Consider the following 19961-nt stretch of genomic DNA (forward strand, 5'->3'; position numbering starts at 1 on the left):
TCTCAAGATTTTCTGTAGCCCAGGACTGACGCACCAAAATTGTCTGTGGGGATTGGGTGTGGGGGTGTAAGGGTTTTGAATACTTTCACCCTTACACTCTCATACCCCTGCACCCGTTACTAAAACCTTATTTTTTCGTTTTTTTGCGTAAGTCCTAACATACACCCCTTCACCCTTACACCCTCCCTCACACCCTTGATTTTTCCTCTCACTGCTGAAGTCCTGTAGCTGTAACACCTGATTCGGAAGTAAGTTTAGCAATGCTCTTAAATAGTAAATACTTTTTCGCGATCGCTTGACTAAACTACTCGGTTTAGTATAATCCTAATTATATAACTATACGGTTTAGTTTTATATTTCCCGCTTCATTGTTCTTGAATAACCGTTGAGCATCTACATCAGGTTTTACATAGATAAGGGTGTAAGGGTATGAGGGTGTAGGTGTGATTTTACACCTCTATATTCTTTTCAATATCCAATCATCAAAACTGGGTTATGACATTTACCAAAACTCTATTTTGCCACCGGAATTTGAATCAACCAATTGGAATGGTTTCAAAGGTATGCTATCGTGCAGAACTCAAAGCTAGGCAGACCGATATCTCGTCAGTTAATTTTCCGTCCACCTTTTTTGATAGCGACTATTGTATCTTTAACTGTAATTGGCAGCAGTTTTTTTACTGTGTTGAAATTTCGGGAAGTTGCTAATCAAAAAGCGCAAAGTTCATCTGTGCTGTTACCAGAAATCAAAACAGTCACAGCTTTAGGGCGAATTGAACCAAAAGGAAAACTGATAAAACTCTCCGCCTCGACCTCAACAGAAGTTAGTCGAGTCGAACAATTATTAATTAATGAAGGGGATAAGGTAAAAGCAGGGCAAATAATTGCTATTTTAGATAACCGCGATCGCTTAGAAGCAGCATATAAAGAAGCACAAGAACAAGTAAAAGTCGCCCAAGCAAACCTAAATCGTACCAAAACAGGGGCAAAACGCGGAGAAATTGCCGCCCAAACCGCGAAAATTGCCCGCCTCCAAGCCGAACGTCAAGGTGATATTGCTGCTCAAGTCGCCACTGTTTCCCGCTTACAAGCCGAAGTCGCCAACGCTGTTATTGAAAACAACCGTTATCAAATTCTGTTTAAAGAAGGTGCAATTTCCGTTTCCCAACGCGATAGCAAAAGTTTAAGTTTAGAAACAGCCCAAAAAAGTCTCCAGGAAGCCCAAGCCCAGTTAAAACGCATTCAAGCAGCTAGTGAACAACAACTTCAAGAAGCCGCAGCTACATTAGACCAAATTACCGAAGTGCCGCAAGTCGATGTAGAAGCCGCCCAAGCCGAAGTCAACCGCGCCATCGCAGCAATGAATCGGGCTAAGGTAAATTTACAACAAGCTTACGTGCGATCGCTCCAAGATGGTCAAGTGATTGAAATTCACGCCCAGCCAGGGGAATTAATTGGTAATGATGGCATTGCGGATATTGGACAAACTAGCCAAATGTATGTCGTCGCCGAAGTTTACGAAAGCGATATCGGTAAAGTCAGCCCAGGACAAAAAGTCCAAATCGTTGGTGATTTTCTACCCATTGAATTGCAAGGAACCGTAGAACGCAAAGGCTTACAAGTGCGGCGACAAAATCTCGTGAATACTGATCCTCTGAGTAACATTGATAACCGAATCGTAGAAGTACATATCCGACTCGATAAAACATCTACTCAAAAAGCAGCCACCCTCAGCAATATGCAGGTGAAAGTGGTGATTCAAATTTGAGGAGGCAGGAGGGTAATTTATTACTTAACTCTTATTACTCAGCACTTAATTTATGATGGGAATAATCAAACACATTCAGCGACGCACACCTTTGGGATGGCTGCAACTGAGTCATGAAAAAAGTCGGCTGTTAGTAGCATTATCAGGTATTGCCTTTGCTGATGTGCTGATGTTTATGCAGCTTGGCTTTGAGAGGGCATTGTATGACAGTAATACAAGACTGCATCGCAGTTTAAAAGCCGATATTGTATTACTGAGTCCTCAAGCCCGTAACTTGCAAAGTATGTCTTCGTTTTCGCGGCGACGCTTGTATCAAGCGATGGATGTACCGGGGGTTGAGTCAGCCGAACCAATGTATTTCAGTAACAGTATTTGGAAGAATCCCCAAACGCGCCGTGAGACGGGGGTGTTAGTCATTGGGTTTAATCCTAATAAGCCAGTGTTTGATTTACCCGATGTCAACCAACAATTACAAACCATCGCCTTACCTGATAACGTACTATTTGACCGTGGTGCCAGAGGTGATTATCAAAAAGCGATCGCCCAAATTGATCAAGGTAAAATTCTCACTACAGAAATGGAACGACGCACAATTAGAATTAGTGGATTGTTCCAAGTTGGTGCGTCTTTTGGGGCAGATGGTAGCTTGATGACTAGCGACCAAAACTTTTTGCGGATATTTCCTCGCCGCCAGTCCAGTAGTATTAGTTTGGGTTTAATTAAAGTCAAACCTGGCTATGAACCAAAACAAGTAGCAATGGCTTTGAAATCACACTTGAGAGATGATGTCAAAGTGTTAACTCATGCCGAATTTATTGAGTTTGAAAATAACTTTTGGCGAACCAACTCACCCATTGGGTTTATTTTTAGTCTGGGTGTATCAATGGGGTTTGTAGTGGGGGTAATTATTGTTTACCAAGTTCTTTCTGCTGATGTGAATGCTCATATCAGAGAATATGCCACATTTAAAGCCATTGGCTACCGCAATTACTATTTACTTGGTGTCATTTTTGAAGAGGCATTAATTTTAGCATTACTTGGTTTTCTTCCGGGAGTTGTCGTGTCTTTAGGACTTTATCAACTAACTCGCGCTGCTACAAATCTGCCAATGTATATGACTTTAATGCGGGGATTACAAGTAATAATTCTCACTTTTATTATGTGTGCAATTTCAGGGGCGATCGCTACTCGTAAACTCCAATCTGCTGACCCTGCGGATATGTTTTAAAAGCCAAGCAATTGCATGATAATATTAGTTATCTAGTGATTTTCAAGCCCAAATGATGGAGAATATTCACTTAATTTGCGTTCCCTTACTCAATTTTTAAACTTTATACTTGTTTATGAATATAGCGGTTCTCATTCTGGTGAGGTACTATAGCAATCCTAAATCACTTGTGTAATCCTCTGTCTTCTCCTTCTTTGTGTCCTTTGCGTCCTTTGCGGTTTGTTAAAAAGGAAATTTCTCACGACTCAGACAGGATTGCTATAACAAGAATAATTAACCGCAGATGGACGCGGATGTAGACGCGCAAGCGGCTTGCCGCAGGCTACGCAGATGGAAACAGATAACTTCGTACCTCAGTAGACTAGAAAACACTATAAAGATTGAGTAGGCTATGTTAAATCTATGTAATAATTTGAGCATTTGATAAATTATGAACCAAACAACGGCTACTGAATATAAATATATTCTGATTGATGAAAATAATGTGCCATTCATCACTGGAACTTCTATGAAAGTTGTGGAATTAGTTACTTCTATTCATGCCTATGGTTGGAGTCCAGAAGAATTACATTTTCAGTATCCACATTTGAACATGAGTCAGATTCATTCAGCTTTAGCTTATTATTGGGAACACAAAGCAGAGATTGATGCTGATATGCAGCGACGCTTTGAGTATGCAGAAAGATTGCGTTTAGAAGCTGGAGAATCCCCGTTAGCTAAAAGACTCCGCGCGGAAGGATTAATTAAGTGAGCCTCGCTCTTTATATAGATGAGAACGTCCATCGGGGGATTACAATTGGATTGCGAATGCGGGGTGTAGATGTATTAACAGTACAAGAAGATCAGCGTACTGGTTTTCCAGATCCTCTCATACTAGATCGCGCAACAGAACTTGAGCGAGTTTTGTTTTCCCAAGATGAAGATTTTTTAGCGGAAGCCAACCGTCGTCAAGGTGAAGCTATAGACTTTGCGGGTGTAATTTATGCTCATAAACTAAGAGTTTCTGTTGGTGATTGTGTACGTGATTTAGAAATTATTGCTAAAGCTGCTGATCCTGAAGAATTGAAAAATTGCATTCAATACTTACCTTTGTAAGTGCGATCGCTAAATCCTGTTGGATATTTATAGCCTATTCTCAAAGAGACAAAAATCATCACCAGATTTCCGTCAAATCCAAAATAAATCCTGGTAAAACATCCTCTCCCGATAAAGTTTTTGGACTTTGCAAAATTTCAACTTCTTGATTGGGGCGATAAATTTCCAGATGCTGCTGTTGGCGATTAATTAACCATCCCAATTTCGCGCCATTCTCCATATATTCTCTCATTTTGGCGCGTGTCTTTTCTAGAGAATCACTGGGAGACATTAATTCCACCACAAAATCGGGACACAAAGGTGCAAATCTTTCTTTTTCAGCTTGAGTCAAAGCGTTCCATCGTTCCATCTTCACCCACGACGCATCCGGGGAACGTTCTGCACTATTAGGAAGTTTGAATCCAGCAGAAGAGTCAAAAGATTTTCCTAGCTGATTCTGGCGACTCCAACCTCTTAACTGATAAGTTATGTCGGCATTGTAGTAACCAGTTTCGCTTCCTGTAGGTGGCATAATAATTAATTCCCCTGTAGCTGTACGCTCAAATCTCAAGTCACGATTATTTTGACAAAGTTGAAAAAACTGCTCATCAGTTAAGTCAATATTTAATTCCAGGGGAGCAGGTAAACTGACGGTGTTAGTGTTCATATTATCTGTACAAAGAGCAGCAATATATTTTTCAATTTTAGTATCGTTTGTGTATAGCAATCTTAAATCATTCGTGATCACTAAGCTCATCGACTTCTTGAAGCAGTCGGGGAGCTAAACCCCACAAATTACTTATGACAAACAAACCCATTATTGCTATTGAAAATCTCAATCACTACTTTGGTTATGGGCCATTGCGTAAGCAAGTTTTGTTTAAAATCAACTTAGAAATTAACGCTGGTGAAATTATTATTTTGACAGGCCCTTCTGGTTCTGGTAAAACTACATTATTGACTTTAGTTGGTGGGTTGCGTTCTTCACAATTTGGCAGCTTGCAGATTTTAGGACAAGAACTTTGTGGTGCGACAGCAGAACAATTAGTTAAAACTCGCCGCCATAATGGTTACATTTTTCAGGCACACAACCTGCATGGTAGTTTAACAGCAGTGCAGAATGTCAAAGTTGGTTTAGAATTACACACTCATATTAGTTCCCAAGAAATCCAAACTCGCTCAATTCAGATGTTAGAGCAAGTTGGCTTGGGAAATCATTTACATTACTATCCCGACAAATTATCAGGCGGACAAAAACAACGAGTTGCGATCGCCCGCGCTTTGGTGAGTTATCCCAAAATTGTTTTAGCCGATGAACCAACAGCCGCCCTCGATAGTCAATCAGGTCGAGATGTTGTCAATCTGATGCAAAAACTCGCCAAGGAACAAGGTTGTACAATCCTGATGGTGACGCATGATCATCGCATTTTAGACATAGCCGATCGCATTGTGCAGATGGAAGATGGCAAACTAGTCCAAGCCGTCAAGCTGTAAGATGATTCACAACATTGTCGTGTGGTTGCAATATCGTCGTCACATCTATGTGTGATATTGAATGCTGTATTTGGTTACAAAATGCTTTTTTTTGGGTATTAAGGTAGGACTTCCTACCTTTTTTTTTATTACAACACAGAGGTAGCAAAGATATATTCCTTTGCTACCCCAGCTTGACTAACTACTCAAGGCTTTGATAAACCGTTGCAAACTCTTAAACATACTGGGCTTTTTCACGGGTGTAGCGTCACTTGAACCCTGCGATCGCCCTTGTAGGAGAAGATAATCTATATCATCGCCTGATGGTTTGTTGGGTAGTTCGGCAATTATTTCCCAATTTTCGCCTTTTTGTACCAAAACTTCCCACTGTCCAGGATAGCAGCGAAATACAGCCGTGGTTTCATCCACTGGGCGCAGGTAATAACAAGATTCAATGGTATTCAAAAACCGTTGGCGAATTTGTCTGGCTGCATAACCAATACCCACAGTTCCAGAATCTTCGAGGCGTGGATTTAACATGACCAATGGGCGATCGCCAATAATTTCACAAACTTTTTCTAATTGGGGTATTTCCACAGAAGTGGGGGAAACAAATAAGAAAATTTCGTCTTCTGGCTGAATTTTAGATTGAATCGAAACAGCCCTACCTGTACCAATATCCAGAATTTGGAATGGTGCATCTACCCAATCACGGCGGGCTAAGGCTGCACCACCAGCATCAGCAAAGAACACTTTCAACCGCGATTCATATTCAGCAAATAGCGGTATAAATTGTTCTGCTATGGGCATTTGTTTGAGTTCTGGGAACAGCAAATCAATTTGGACACGATTGTAACCGTCTGCTAAAGCGGCTTTTGTCGCCTCACGGGCTTGAGCGATCGCATCTTCAAGTGTATCGGGAAGTTGACTCATAGTTTATATCAGGTTTGAGTAATTGAATCACCAATGCCTAATTTTTGCAGTTTTACCGCCCAGCGATCGCTTACTCAACCACAAACCTTACTTCATCTGTAACTTTTCTGGCTTCTCCTCTGGCCCCACATTAGCTATTTCATAACCATTCGGGTAACTGCGGATAGGAGAATCAATATAAAAATTAGTCTGAGTCCGAGGTGGAAGCCAGTGCATTAATCTGGCGCGGAATTTGAGGATTTTGACCATAAAAGAACGCAGCAATGGTGAAGGATGTTCAAAACCAAAGGCATCAAGCATTGTCTCATCAAGTAAGGCATAGACGATTGGTTTCAAAGGTTTTCGCATCCACCAAGGAAACCAACTTAAAAATAAAGCAAGTGTTGATTCTCCAATACGGCGGTTTGTGTCAGAATAGCGAAAATTTTCCTTTTCGTAATTGAGTTTATAGCGTTCAAATTCTGCGTAGGTTTCGGGAATATTTTCAATGTGCATCCTCTTACCGACTTCTCGCCAAAAGTAAAAGGACGCTAATTTTTCTTGCTCGCACATCAACCGCCAACCAAAATTAGCATTCCAGTGGATAGGATCATAAATAAAGGTCGAAAGCACATATAAGAAATCGGCGTTGTCAATTTTAAAGCGTCCGTGGATGGCGTTCATCCGTTGCAATGCTTGTTGACCGCGATCGCTTTCATAACCCCATTTAACAATTTCTACCAACAAAATCGATGTGTCGTCATAGCGTTTTTGCGGACGCTGATGAAATTCTTTGGTCTTATCGAGTAATTTAGACATGCTGGGAACACAGTAAGTTCGCATTAAGGCTATTTCGAGCGATCGCTGCATCTCCCACGAAAATTCATAACCCGACATCAGATAATATATCTGGCTATGGTCGGTTACTGGGTCAAGTTGCTGAATCCGATTAAGGTTTTGGTAACGGTTGGGAAGCATAATTCATCACCATGACTGTATTTATTCTTAATCATTTCTGTCAGGATTGATTTATCACTTTTTATTATGTTATTTTTTAATCAGACCAATCGGTCGGTAATGCTTTTATGTCCAAAGGTGAAGAAACCAAAACTCGCATTCTCCAACAAGCGGCGGAACTGTTTAACCAACAGGGATATGCGGGTTCGTCAATTTCAGATATTATGCGTGTTACCGGATTGCAGAAAGGAGGAATTTACAATCACTTTTCTAGTAAAGATGAACTAGCACTCCAAGCCTTTGATTTTGCGATCGCGCTTGTCAGTCAGCGTACAAAAGCCGCAATTCGGAGTAAACACCATGCAAGTGAACGTCTAGAAGCGATTATGGAAGTATTTAGCAGCTTTGTTGAGCATCCGCCAATTAAAGGCGGTTGCCCACTGTTAAATACAGCAATTGAAAGTGATGATGCTCATCCAGCATTGCGCGATCGGGCGCGACAAGCAATGAACTCTTGGCTTAACTTAATTTCTCAAATTATTACCAAGGGAATTAATCGAGGTGAAATTCGCACTGAAGTAAATGCTGAGGAAGTCGCAACTATTATTATTGCTACCTTAGAAGGTGCAATCATGATGAGCAAATTATACAACGATGTAATTCATATCCAAAGAGCAGTTACTCATTTAAAACAGTATATAAACACTAATCTTAAAAGCTATGGTACAAGTTAAAGTATATGGTTTAGCCGATAAACTAAATCCAATTAAATCAGATTTATCCCACATTATTCATACCGCACTAATAGAAATTATCAAAGTTACCCCTGAAAAGAAATTTCAGCGATTTTTCCCCTTAGAAGCAGAAAACTTTTACTATCCTCAAGACAGGTCAGATAATTATCTAGTCATCGAAATTATCATGTTTGAAGGGCGCTCAATCGAAACCAAAAAACAGCTACTTCACCAACTTATGGAAAATATTCATAAAACCTTTGATATTTCTCTGAATGATATTGAAATTACCATTTTTGAAACTGCAAAATCTAACTGGGGCATTAGAGGAACAACCGGAGATGAATTAAATTTGAATTACAAGGTAGAAGTTTAAATTTATGCCTAAGTCGTAAATCAAAATACCACTTTCTATAATTATCTTTCTTGGATAATTATTCATTTTTTTGCCTAATCACAAACCGTTCGGTCTTTTATTTTGAGGAATATTACCTGATGTTGAAGTTTTACTACAATCCCATTTCCCCGAATGCGCGGCGTGTATGGCTCACTTTACTAGAAAAAGAAATTGCTTTTGAGCCAATCTTGATGAATTTAGATGGTGATCAATTACAAGCAGAATTTTTAAAAGTTAATCCTTTTCATCATATTCCAGTCCTAGTTGATGATGACTTACAAATAGTCGAATCTCTGGCAATTATGGACTATTTAGAAGCAAAATATCCTACACCTTCACTACTACCCAAAGAAAATCAAGCTTTAGCAAAAGTGCGGATGGTACAGTATGTGACTGCTAATGAATTATTTCCACAAATAGTCTCATTAATTTATGAAAATACAGCCTCACCACAATTTCTTAAAGCCACACAACATATAGATAAAGTGCTGCTATTCTTGACGGAATTATTGGGTAATTCTTTCTACTTTGGCAGTGAACAGTTAACTTTAGCAGATATAGTTGCTGGTATAGCTGTGTCTTCCTTACCAAGTTTAGGCATTAACTTGAGTAATTATCCCAAGATAAATGAATGGACTGAGCGACTTATGCAACGTCCAGTCTGGCAAAAAAAAAAATTGAGTGCAGATGATTTTGAACAGTTCAAGCGGCGAGTCCGAATTTTAGTAAAGTTGCGTAGGCGGGAGTTAAATCGGGGAAATAAAGCACAGGTTTAGGATTATCGATTAGCTACCAAATTATCGTCGAAAAACATGGTGGTAGCTTGGAATGTGTTTCCGAACCAGGTAAAGGGACAGAATTTTTGATTAAGATTTCGGTAAAGTTACACAAAAATGCTTAAACCACAAATAGCATCTCTCCCTTGTCTTTGTTGAGTATCCAGACAAAATTAATTACACACATTTTTTCTGTTACCTGTTCCCTATCACCACGAATGAATTTAATTTTGTCCAACTACTTATTCACCTATCAACTAAGACTGCTAGTAGTAGAGATAAAATCAATCATGCCTCTGGGTAAATACGCAAAGGTGTCAGCGATCGCCTAAACTATTTAACATAGGATTAGCGATACAACCGTAAGCCATGCAAAATCTCAATCAATTCAGCACTACAGGGCTAAGTTTACAGCTATTCCATGTTCAAACCAACACCGCTTTTGACATACCACCAAATTTAACGGTCATCCGGCTTGGTAAGTCAAATGACCAAAATCCCCCAGATATTGATTTTTCCAGTTTGCCAAATGCAGAAGTTGTTTCTCGCGCTCATGCTCAAATTATCGTCGAGAATGGCAACTACTTGATTGAAGACTTAGGTAGTTCTAACGGCACATTTCTTAACGATGTCAAGCTAGACGCGGGAACTAGATATCAGTTAAAAGTAGGCGATCGCATTAACTTTGGTCAAGGTGATGCCATCACTTTCATTTGGCAAAATTCCCCAGCTTTAGCAACAGTAGTTCATAGCACGCAAGTTGTACCCCCACCAGTTCAGCAGAAGCAACCAATAGTGGTAGATAAAACAACTAAGCTGATAGGTTTAAGTTTAATAGTTGCCAGCATTGTACTGTTAACTGCCAATGTGAGAATCGGCATATTTTTTGGTTTACCTAGCATTGCGCTTTGTTTTGCTGGGATTTTTGTATTGTGTCAACAACGGATCAATCGTCATCTGGGCTGGATTTTGATTGCTATCGGAATCCTCATAATTATATTTACTGGTCGGATTTTTGCCTCAGTTAACTTGCTATTGTTAATTGCCACCTCAGCCTTATTCTTTATTGGTTATCTACTTTTCACAACAGGTAAAATATTGGGTTATGATTGGCGATCGCTCCCACAAATAATTAATAAATAGAAAAAAGGTTACGCTGATGGCGTAACCTTTGTTTTCTGTACTATTGCAATTTCATAATTAGCTTTGCGACAGTCTTTAAACAATCACAAAATTGCTGACATTCAAAGCCGGCGCACCAGACAATTGTGCTAGTTGTACTTGTCTGAATCCACCAGCATTACCATCTTGGTCAAAGTACAACGCACCAGTAATATTGTTATAGATGAATCTTTGATCGGTGTTGCTTGCAGCAGTTCCCAAGGTAAACTGACTAATCGATAGCGCCCCAGCTAATAAACCACCACCAAAACCAGCCGCAGATATCTGAATGATGTCATTACTAATGCTGAAGTCAGTAATTGTGTCAATACCTTCATTAAAACGATTAAAGACAAAGGTATCTGCACCGCTACCACCCGTGATCAAGTCATTACCTACGCCACCAATGAGAAAATCATTGCCATTACCACCAATCAAAGTATCATTTCCGCTACCGCCATCCAGGGTGTTATTCCCAGTAGCTTCTACAGCCGACAGAGTATCATTACCACTGTCACCATTGAGTATGTTATTGCCTCTGGAATAGTCAACCGTCAACACATCGTTACCAATACCACCATAGAGGGTGTTAATGCCAAACGAACCGACGGCGGACAATTCATCATTACCAACACCACCATCAAGTAAGTTATTCCCTTCAGAATATTCCACACTTAACCTGTCATTACCGCCTGCGGCAGTGAGGATATTATTGCCCACAGAAGCATCTGCCAACAACACATCATCACCGTTACCACCATTGAGGGTGTTATCACCTGTGGATTGACTGACATCTAAGATATTGCGCCCAACACCACTGTTGAGGATGTTATCACCAGAGGAACCAATTGCCGAAAGATAATCATCACCGTTACCACCTTCGAGGGTATTATTACCACTGGACTGATCTACATCTAATGTGTCGTCACCTGCATTACCAATGAGAGTGTTATCGCCCTCAGAAAGATAAGCCGACAGGGTATCGTTCCCGGTATCAGCAATGAGAGTGTTATTACCTGTGGATTGACTGACATCTAAGGTATTGCGTCCAGCGCCACCGTTGAGGATGTTATCACCAGAGGAACCAATTGCCGAGAGATAATCATCGCCGCTACCACCATTCAGGGTGTTATCACCAGTGGACTCATCGGCATTTAATATGTCACTCCCTGTATTCCCAATGAGAGTGTTATCGCCCGTGGAACGATAAGCAGACAGGGTATCATTACCATCGTCACCAATGAGTAGGTTGTTACCACTGGAATAGTCAACAGTCACTATATCGTTACCATGACCACCATTGAGGGTGTTAAGGCCAAAGGAACCAACAGCAGACAGATAGTCATCACCAGCACCACCATCAAGCAGGTTATTCCCTTCAGAATATTCCGCACTTAATCTGTCATTACCACCTCTAGCAATGAGGGTGTTATTGCCCACAGAAGCATCTGCCAACAACACATCGTCAGCATTATCACCATTGAGGGTGTTATTACCACTGGACTGATTCACATTTAGGATATTGCGCCCAAGACCACCGTTGAGGGTGTTATTCCCAGTGGAACCAATCGCTGAAAGATGATCATCACCGATACCACCATTGAGGGTGTTATTACCAATGGACTCATCCGCATCTAATGTGTCGTCACCTGCATCACCAATGAGAGTGTTATCACCCTCAGAACGATAAGCAGATAGAGTATCGTTACCGCCACCACCATTCAGCAGGTTATCCCCGGTAGATTCATCAACTATTAACCTATCGTTACCTTCGCCACCGTTGAGGGTGTTATTACCAGATGAACCAATCGCTGAAATATAATCATCCCCAGCACCGCCGTTGATAACATCATTGCCACCACTGCCACCAGAAAGTGTATCGTTGCCGTTGGTTCCTATGATGTTGTCACTGAAGGCTGTACCAATCAGCTCCAGACTTTCGATATTTCTGTAGTTAACTCGATTTGTGCCTGCGGTAATTCTACCGCTATTGGTTGACGAGTTGTATGTGGAAGTGATGCCGGCTGTAGCGTTGCTGTAATCAACAAAAAGGTAATCGTAGTCTGCGCCACCGTCAACTGTTTGTACTACCAAGGTTGGTGACTGTTGCAAGGCAGTACTCACATAGATTGCGTCATCACCTCCGCCACCGTTGAGGTTGTTATTACCGGATGCACCCAGGGCAGACAATTCGTCATCTCCTGCATCGCCATTGAGGGTGTTGTTACCTGTGGAATCGTCAACATTTAATGTATCGTCGCCTTCGCCACCATTGAGGGTGTTATTACCAGATGAACCAGCAGCCAACAGTTCATCATCACCAGCCCCACCTTCTAGGGTGTTATCGCCACTGGACTGATCAACAATTAAAATGTCGTCGCCATCTTCACCATCCAAGAGGTTATCACCTTCGGAACCAACGGCAGACAGATAATCATCATCAGCGCCACCATAAAGAGAATTAGCGCCACTTGATTGATCTGCGTCTAAGATGTCCTCTCCATCACCACCGTAGAGAGTATTATCTCCAGTGGAATTGATTGCCGATAAGAAATCATCACCGATATCACCATAGAGGTAATTGTCGCCACTTGACTGATCTACATCTAAGGTATCGTCGCCTGCGCCACCATTGAGGATGTTATCACCTGTGGAACGATAAGCTGTCAGGGTATCGTTACCGTCTTGGCCATTGAGGACGTTATTACCTGTGGAATCCGTCACATCTAGAGTATCGTCGCCTTCGCCACCATTGAGGAAGTTCCTACCAGATGAACCCACAGCCGTAATATAATCAGCGCCTGCATCACCATTGAAGACATTATTGCCTGTGGAATTGTCTGCGTTTACTGTATCGTCGCCTTCGCCACCATTGAGGGTGTTATTGCCAGATGAACCAGCAGCCGACAGTTCATCATTCCCCGTACCACCTTCAAGGGTATTATCGCCACTAGACTGATCAATAATTAAGATGTCGTTGCCATTTCCGCCGTCCAGAAGGTTATTACCTTCGGAACCAACGGCAGACAGATAGTCATCATCAGTACCACCATAGAGATAGTTATCGCCTGTTGATTGATCTGCTGTTAAGATATCCTCTCCATCATCACCGTAGAGATTATTATCTCCAGTGGAATCAATTGCTGACAGATAATCGTCGCCACCACCACCATAGAGGTAATTGTCACCACTTGACTGATCTACATCTAAGGTATCGTCACCTGCACCACCGTTGAGGTTGTTATAACCAGATGAACGATAAGCTGTCAGGGTATCGTCGCCGTTCTCGCCATTGAGGATGTTATCACCTGTAGAATCTGTTACATCTAAGGTATCAGCACCTGCGCCACCGTTGAGGGTGTTGTAACCGGATGAACCTACAGCCGTAATATAATCAGCCCCATCACCACCATCCAGCAGGTTATCTCCTGTGGAATTGTCTGCATTTAATGTATCCTGACCATTTCCACCATTGAGGATGTTATTCCCAGATGAACCAGCAGCCGACAGTTCATCATTCCCTGTACCACCTTCAAGCAGGTTATTGCCACTAGACTGATCAACAGTTAAGATATCGTCGCCACCTTCGCCATCCAAGAGGTTATTACCTTCAGAAGCAACGGCAGACAGAGAGTCATCATTAGCACCTCCATAGAGATAGTTCTCTCCAGTGGATTGATCTGCGTTTAAGATATCTTCTCCATCATCACCGTAGAGATTATTATCTCCAGTAGAATCAATTGCTGACAGATAATCGTCGCCACCACCACCATAGAGATAATTGTCGCCACTTGACTGATCTACATCTAAGGTATCAGCACCAGCACCACCGTTGAGGGTGTTATAACCAGATGAACGATAAGCTGTCAGGGTATCATTGCCGTTCTCGCCATTGAGGATGTTATCACCTGTAGAATCGGTTACATCTAAGGTATCAGCACCTGCGCCACCGTTGAGGGTGTTGTAACCGGATGAACCTACAGCCGTAATATAATCAGCCCCATCACCACCATCCAGCAGGTTATCTCCTGTGGAATTGTCTGCATTTAATGTATCCTGACCATTTCCACCATTGAGGATGTTATCGCCAAAAGCACCGACAGCCGACAGTTCATCATCCCCACCACCACCTTCTAGTAGGTTATTGCCTGTGGACTGATCGACAAATAATCTGTCGTTACCACCTTCGCCACTGAGGGTGTTATTACCAGAGGAACCAACGGCAGTCAGATAATCACTACTCGCACCACCATAGAGAGAATTAGCACCTGTTGATTGATCTACGTTTAAGATATCTTCTCCATCACGACCATAGAGAGTATTATCTCCAGTGGAATCGATCGCAAACAAAGAATCATCACCAACACCACCATCCAGGGTGTTATCGCCACTGGACTGATCCACATCCAAGGTATCCGCGCCTGCATCACCGTTGAGTGTGTTGTCACCTGTGGAACGATATGCTGTCAAGGTATCGTCACCACCATTCCCATTTAGCTGGTTATCCCCTGTGGAATCGGTGACATCTAAGGTATCAGCATCTCCTCCACCGTTGAGGGTGTTATTCCCAGATGAACCCACAGCCGTAATATAATCAGCACCCCCACCACCATTGAGGGTGTTATTACCTATGGAATCGTCAGCATTTAATGTATCCTCGCCATCTCCACCATTGAGGATGTTATTCCCAAAAGTACCAACAGCCAACAGTTGATCATTACCAGCACGGCCTTCAAGTAGGTTATCGCCATCGGACTGATTGATATTTAGTGTGTCGTTACCGCCTCCAGCATCAAGGACGTTATTACCTTCAGATGCGATCGCTGAGAGAAAATCATCATTACCACCACCATTCAGCAGGTTATTGCCTGTTGACTGATCCGCGTTTAAGATATCTTGTCCACCACCACCGTTGAGAACGTTAACCCCAGAGGAACCTACGGCGGCGAGATAATCATCACCGGCACCACCATCAACTAGGTTATCACCGCTAGACTGATCCACATCCAATACATCGTCGCCTGCGCCACCATCAAGGATGCTATTTCCAGTGCTTGCAAAATTGGAAATATTATCATCTCCAGCGCCACCGTCTAGAATATCGCTACCGCCATTACCTGATAAATTATCATTTCCACCACGGCCGGTAATAATATCATCGCCAGTTGTGCCAATCAGGTTGTCATCGCCATTGGTACCGTTGATATTTGCCATAACTTTTACCTAAATAAATTGATTGATTCAGCCAGTTGAAAGTTTTTAAACTGCAATTTTCGCTGTTTTCAAAAATGAAAATTATGCTGATGGTTGACTCTCTCAGCATATTGTTTCAGCATCACAGCAATACAATTCAGTTAAATTATTCATACACAACTCGCAACATAGTCCTGGCGGCTACTGTTGCTTTCAACAATTACAAACATATTTAACTGAAGCATATTTAGATTACATAACAAAGTAATTTTTTATAAAGTTTTCTCCAAAATTTTTCAGAAACACATTTGCAGAATAGATTGTTTTTTAGCTGATTTTTAAGTCTTATAGAATGTGATTTTGCAAAGTTTCTGAAGAAGTTTCTCGTGACATCAGTACATCAGTCCATAGATAACTGAGAAACTTTTGCAAGATATTGCAGGGTGAGTAAAATTTAAGATTAAACAATACCAATTTTCTGAATCTTGTATGAACATTACTGTTGTCCAGTAAAATCACTACACTCTTCTCAGAGTATGAGCATGTTTTTAGCTGGTTAATTGATGTATTATTTATGTCAAATTGGTATGTAGGATATTGTTAGTTGTTATTGATCTCTGCATTGTTGGTGCCTTTATGAATTCTCATACAAGCACTCATATTTAGGCTCTATTTTAACCATCCTTTGATCATTAGCGATCGCTCATCCAACAGCGAAACATCAAGCTTAAAGATGTATTTGACACAGAAAGACAATCCCACAGCTAGATAGGGGGTTTATACCTATGATTATTTAGTTGAATAAACTAGGTAATATCTAAATAATTTATTGAAATTGTACTGTATATTTACTGAGGTGTCTATTCTCACCAAAAGCATCTTTACATACTCTTTACAGTACCCATGAAATATATACATATAGTCATCGCAATATTTATATTTGTGTATTATTCACTTTTTGATAGCCAAGAAATATGGTAGAGGCAATTAGTAACAAATTTGTCCCGATTAGTGATGGTCAAGATATGAATGTTATCGATGATGAATCAAAAATAAAAAGATAATTAATCTATCTTTTGAGATGTGGTGCTGAGGGTTTATAATTTTCAGCCAGAATTTGGCGATTTAGCGGATTGCAACAATAATGTTAATTTTTTTAAGGAAATTTATCCCAGAATGTGGGGAGTAGATTTGTTGGTAATTTTTTGAGGATTGCTATAGTTATCAAAAAATTGAACACCCAAGCCAAAATTTTGCTTAAACTTGTTTTAGAGAAATCTCTACCTTGATTTAATACAAAGTTGCAATCAAAGATAGTAATTTGGGCAGGGGGTAGGAAGTAGGGAGTAAGAATACTATTTCTGAACGCAACTTAGCATATAGGAATCCGATTTGATTTCTGAATCTAGTTGTGTAGGCAGGGAGTAGGGAATGGGGAGTAGAGAGTAGGAAAGAAGTTTGACCTGAGTGTACTGATTTTTTTCATAAATCAAATATGAGTCCTATAAACAATAGTTTAAAAGTTATAGTAGTCAGGTTTGATTTGTACTGTATTTTTTCAAAAATCAAATAACAGCCCCATAGAAGAATATGGTTATTTTTGGGGTAAACCGTCGTGAAAGACTAGTAATTCGCCTGGTTGGATGGTTGTCCAGACTTCGTTGTCGGTGAGGGGGGTAGTAGCGATAACGGCGACGCGATCGCGTGGGGAAGTCAACTCCCGAAAATCCACCGTCATATCTTGATCAATCAAATGGGCGGCGGCGAAGGGGGCCTGACGGACGATGTAGGAGAGTTTTGTCGAACAGTGGGCAAAAAAATGTTCTCCATCCGACAACAAATAGTTAAAAACACCGACTTGGGCGATTTCCGCCGTAATTTGACGTAGCACAACATTAAGTTTTTCTAAAGGCGGCTTACCTTCAGGAAAAGCTTCTCGGAGAGTTTCTAACATAATACAGAAGGCCTTTTCACTGTCGGTATCACCCACAGGTTCGTAAAAACCCATATTCCGGGGATGGAAATCTGGTAAATTGCCGTTATGGGCAAATACCCAATATCTTCCCCACAGTTCTCGTTGGAAGGGATGACAGTTTCTTAAGGCGATTTCTCCCTGAGTTGCTTTACGGATATGGGCAATTACATGAGTAGAGTGGATGGGATAGCGTCTGACTAAATCTGCTATGGGAGATGTCACCGAAGGTTTGTCATCTAACAATAAGCGACAGCCTTTTCCTTCAAAAAATGCAATACCCCAACCATCGCTATGATCATCTGTTTTGCCTCCCCGTGCGGAAAAACCTTCAAAGGAAAAGCAAATATCTGTGGGTACATTGCAATTCATCCCTAGCAGCTGGCACATAATCAGTAACTACGAGTTTGAGGATGTTTGATTTTATTAGGACTTACGCACAAAGATTATTCGTGGAGATTGGGTGTAAGGGTGAAAGGGTTTGGGGTGTAAGGATTTTAAATAAGTACACCCCCATATCCCTGAACTCCTACACCCTCGCCAAAACCCTTGATTTTTTGTTTTGATGCGTAAGTCCTATTTATGTAAGAATTCAGAAGTCAGAATTCAGGAGTCATAATCAGAATATAGAATTTCCCGACCTGTTGATGTACAAATTTATCTGCGTGCATCTGCGGTTAATTAGTTCGGTTTATACTTCGCCAGGGAAGAAAGGCGATAAACATTCATTCTGAATTGGTTCTCAATTTTGGCTTCTGAGTGCTGAATTGTGAGCAGAATTTTAGATATCCAACTGCTGAAGTTGAATATCTTGTAGTTCTATACTATTAAAAACATATTTGTAGATAGTTTCAGTTCAAATAGTGCCAAAAATTATTTATGAGTTGTTTGCCTGACGTTCTCGGAGTTTTAACAATATGTCCGCGTGTATTTCCTTAGTAATGGGGTAAAAATATGTCAAAACTAAACCACAAATTAAACAAACAGTGGGGATAGGGCCGACAGCCAGGCGAATAGCGGTGAGTGCTGATTCTGGTTGAATTGGTAAAGTGCTTTGTCCCGCTACAGCTTCTTTAAAACCAGCAGATTGTAAGGCGTTACCGACAAGAAATAATCCGAATGCTAACCCAAACTTCTGTAACAAAACCATGAAACCATAAAAGATACCTTCGCGGCGTTGTCCGGTTTGGAGTTCATCTAATTCAATCACATCGGGAATCATTGACCAAGGAACTAAATACGCTGTGGATACACCTACGCCAGCCATCATAGCCATAATATACATTAAAACTAATTGGTCAGCTTGTAAAAAAAATAGTCCGGCGGCGGCGATTATCCATAAACTCATACCGAGAAAATAAACAAGTTTTTTACCAATTTTCTTACTTAAATTACTCCACACAAATAACATAACTAAAGCAGTGCCTTGGACAGCAATCATCACTGTCGGAACATCTGCTTCTTTGAGTTTCATACAGTTGATCACAAAATAAGGAATGATGCTGGCTGTAATTTGCACAGCCAACCAAGAAAATAGATATATGCCAATGACAAATAAAAACGGGCGATTGGTAAAAACAATTTTTAACTGTTCAAAAAATGGGATTGATGGCGGTTCTTCTAGTTGGATGCGTTTGGCTTCAAAGGCTAAAATGCGATCGCGAACTCCAAAAATGCACCAATATAGGGAAACTACAGAAATTACAGTACAAATCGCTGCTAAGACAAAATATTGTTGTTGACGGTCAGGAATTTGCGAAAATACTATTTGCGCTAAAATCAACGATAAAATACTGCCACCAATCGAAAAAGTAAAGCGAAAACTGTTCAGACTGGTGCGTTCATCATAATCTTGGGTAAGTTCAGGAGTCATCGCCGTGTAAGGCAAATTCACAACGGTGTAAAATACCTGCGATATTAACCCAATTATGACGTAATACCAAAACAAAACCCCAATATTTGTACTGCGATCGCTACTAAATTGCGGTACAATCCACTGCAAGAAAAAGAAAATCCCAAAAGGAACCGCACCATATAACATCCAAGGTAGCCGACGACCCCAGCGCCGAGATTTGGTTTTATCTGTTAATAATCCGATAAACGGATCATTAACAGCGTCCCAGATTTTGCCAATCAACAATACACTCCCAGCCAACCCGGCGGGAATCCCAGCGACATTGGTAAAGAAGACTAACAAGAAGAATATGGAAATATTAGCGGTAATTGCTGGGCCTAAATCACCTGCACCATAAGCTAATTTGGTTTTAAAATCCAGTTTTGGACTCAAAGCCGGATTTTGGTCAGAATCGTTCATAA

General features: G+C 41.0%; 16 protein-coding genes. 10 read left to right on the forward strand and 6 right to left on the reverse strand.

The annotated features are described in order from the left end of the window. Positions 1 to 571: 571 nt before the first annotated feature. From H6G28_RS01745 to H6G28_RS01760, 4 genes are all read left to right on the forward strand, one after another. On the forward strand, positions 572 to 1768 hold the full coding sequence (locus H6G28_RS01745) for an ABC exporter membrane fusion protein (RefSeq protein WP_190668527.1): 1197 nt from the start codon (positions 572 to 574) through the stop codon (positions 1766 to 1768). 52 nt (positions 1769 to 1820) lie between these two features. Beyond that, a complete protein-coding gene (devC, locus tag H6G28_RS01750) occupies positions 1821 to 2996 on the forward strand; it encodes an ABC transporter permease DevC (RefSeq protein ID WP_396019788.1) in 1176 nt (391 codons plus the stop codon). A 430-nt stretch (positions 2997 to 3426) separates the two neighbouring features. After that, the gene (locus H6G28_RS01755; RefSeq protein ID WP_190588205.1) at positions 3427 to 3747 is read left to right on the forward strand and encodes a DUF433 domain-containing protein; all 321 of its coding nucleotides are present in this window, start codon (positions 3427 to 3429) and stop codon (positions 3745 to 3747) included. Continuing rightward, positions 3744 to 4091, forward strand: coding sequence for a DUF5615 family PIN-like protein (locus H6G28_RS01760; protein WP_190588206.1), 348 nt, complete (start codon positions 3744 to 3746; stop codon positions 4089 to 4091). Before H6G28_RS01755 ends, H6G28_RS01760 begins: the two co-directional genes overlap by 4 nt. Positions 4092 to 4149: 58 nt before the next feature. Here H6G28_RS01760 and H6G28_RS01765 read toward each other — a convergent pair whose 3' ends face one another. Beyond that, the gene (locus H6G28_RS01765) at positions 4150 to 4737 is read right to left on the reverse strand and encodes a Uma2 family endonuclease (RefSeq protein ID WP_190668882.1); all 588 of its coding nucleotides are present in this window, start codon (positions 4735 to 4737) and stop codon (positions 4150 to 4152) included. A 134-nt stretch (positions 4738 to 4871) separates the two neighbouring features. Here H6G28_RS01765 and H6G28_RS01770 point away from each other — a divergent pair, with 134 nt between their 5' ends. Beyond that, complete coding sequence (locus H6G28_RS01770) at positions 4872 to 5564, forward strand: DevA family ABC transporter ATP-binding protein (RefSeq protein ID WP_190668531.1); 693 nt, start codon at positions 4872 to 4874, stop codon at positions 5562 to 5564. Between the two features lie 177 nt (positions 5565 to 5741). Here the strand turns inward: H6G28_RS01770 and H6G28_RS01775 are convergent, their stop codons facing one another. After that, positions 5742 to 6476 carry a DUF1995 family protein gene (locus H6G28_RS01775; protein WP_190588208.1) on the reverse strand — a complete coding sequence of 245 codons (735 nt, stop codon included), beginning with the start codon at positions 6474 to 6476 and terminating at the stop codon, positions 5742 to 5744. 87 nt (positions 6477 to 6563) lie between these two features. Beyond that, a complete protein-coding gene (locus H6G28_RS01780; RefSeq protein WP_190588209.1) occupies positions 6564 to 7433 on the reverse strand; it encodes an oxygenase MpaB family protein in 870 nt (289 codons plus the stop codon). Positions 7434 to 7540: 107 nt separating this feature from the next. Here H6G28_RS01780 and H6G28_RS01785 point away from each other — a divergent pair, with 107 nt between their 5' ends. The 5 genes from H6G28_RS01785 (at position 7541) to H6G28_RS01805 (ending at position 10462) form a co-directional block, all read left to right on the forward strand. After that, on the forward strand, positions 7541 to 8146 hold the full coding sequence (locus H6G28_RS01785) for a TetR/AcrR family transcriptional regulator (RefSeq protein ID WP_190588210.1): 606 nt from the start codon (positions 7541 to 7543) through the stop codon (positions 8144 to 8146). Then, positions 8133 to 8522, forward strand: a complete 390-nt coding sequence (locus H6G28_RS01790; RefSeq protein ID WP_190588211.1) for a tautomerase family protein — start codon at positions 8133 to 8135, stop codon at positions 8520 to 8522. Before H6G28_RS01785 ends, H6G28_RS01790 begins: the two co-directional genes overlap by 14 nt. A gap of 119 nt (positions 8523 to 8641) precedes the next feature. Next, positions 8642 to 9319 carry a glutathione S-transferase family protein gene (locus tag H6G28_RS01795; RefSeq protein WP_190668534.1) on the forward strand — a complete coding sequence of 226 codons (678 nt, stop codon included), beginning with the start codon at positions 8642 to 8644 and terminating at the stop codon, positions 9317 to 9319. Positions 9320 to 9342: 23 nt separating this feature from the next. Next, entirely contained in the window at positions 9343 to 9444 is a 102-nt protein-coding gene (locus H6G28_RS36640; protein ID WP_313949884.1) for a hypothetical protein, read from the forward strand. A gap of 244 nt (positions 9445 to 9688) precedes the next feature. Further along, on the forward strand, positions 9689 to 10462 hold the full coding sequence (locus H6G28_RS01805; RefSeq protein ID WP_190588213.1) for an FHA domain-containing protein: 774 nt from the start codon (positions 9689 to 9691) through the stop codon (positions 10460 to 10462). A gap of 75 nt (positions 10463 to 10537) precedes the next feature. On the opposite strand, the gene H6G28_RS01810 is transcribed toward H6G28_RS01805, so the two are convergent. The 3 genes from H6G28_RS01810 to H6G28_RS01820 form a co-directional block, all read right to left on the reverse strand. After that, a complete protein-coding gene (locus H6G28_RS01810; RefSeq protein ID WP_190668537.1) occupies positions 10538 to 15694 on the reverse strand; it encodes a beta strand repeat-containing protein in 5157 nt (1718 codons plus the stop codon). A 1573-nt stretch (positions 15695 to 17267) separates the two neighbouring features. Then, on the reverse strand, positions 17268 to 18035 hold the full coding sequence (locus H6G28_RS01815; protein WP_190588112.1) for a class II glutamine amidotransferase: 768 nt from the start codon (positions 18033 to 18035) through the stop codon (positions 17268 to 17270). Positions 18036 to 18522: 487 nt separating this feature from the next. Further along, the gene (locus tag H6G28_RS01820) at positions 18523 to 19959 is read right to left on the reverse strand and encodes an MFS transporter (protein WP_190668540.1); all 1437 of its coding nucleotides are present in this window, start codon (positions 19957 to 19959) and stop codon (positions 18523 to 18525) included. Positions 19960 to 19961: the final 2 nt, after the last annotated feature.

This window comes from Nostoc sp. FACHB-190, from assembly GCF_014696905.1.
Classification (GTDB): Bacteria; Cyanobacteriota; Cyanobacteriia; order Cyanobacteriales; family Nostocaceae; genus Nostoc_B.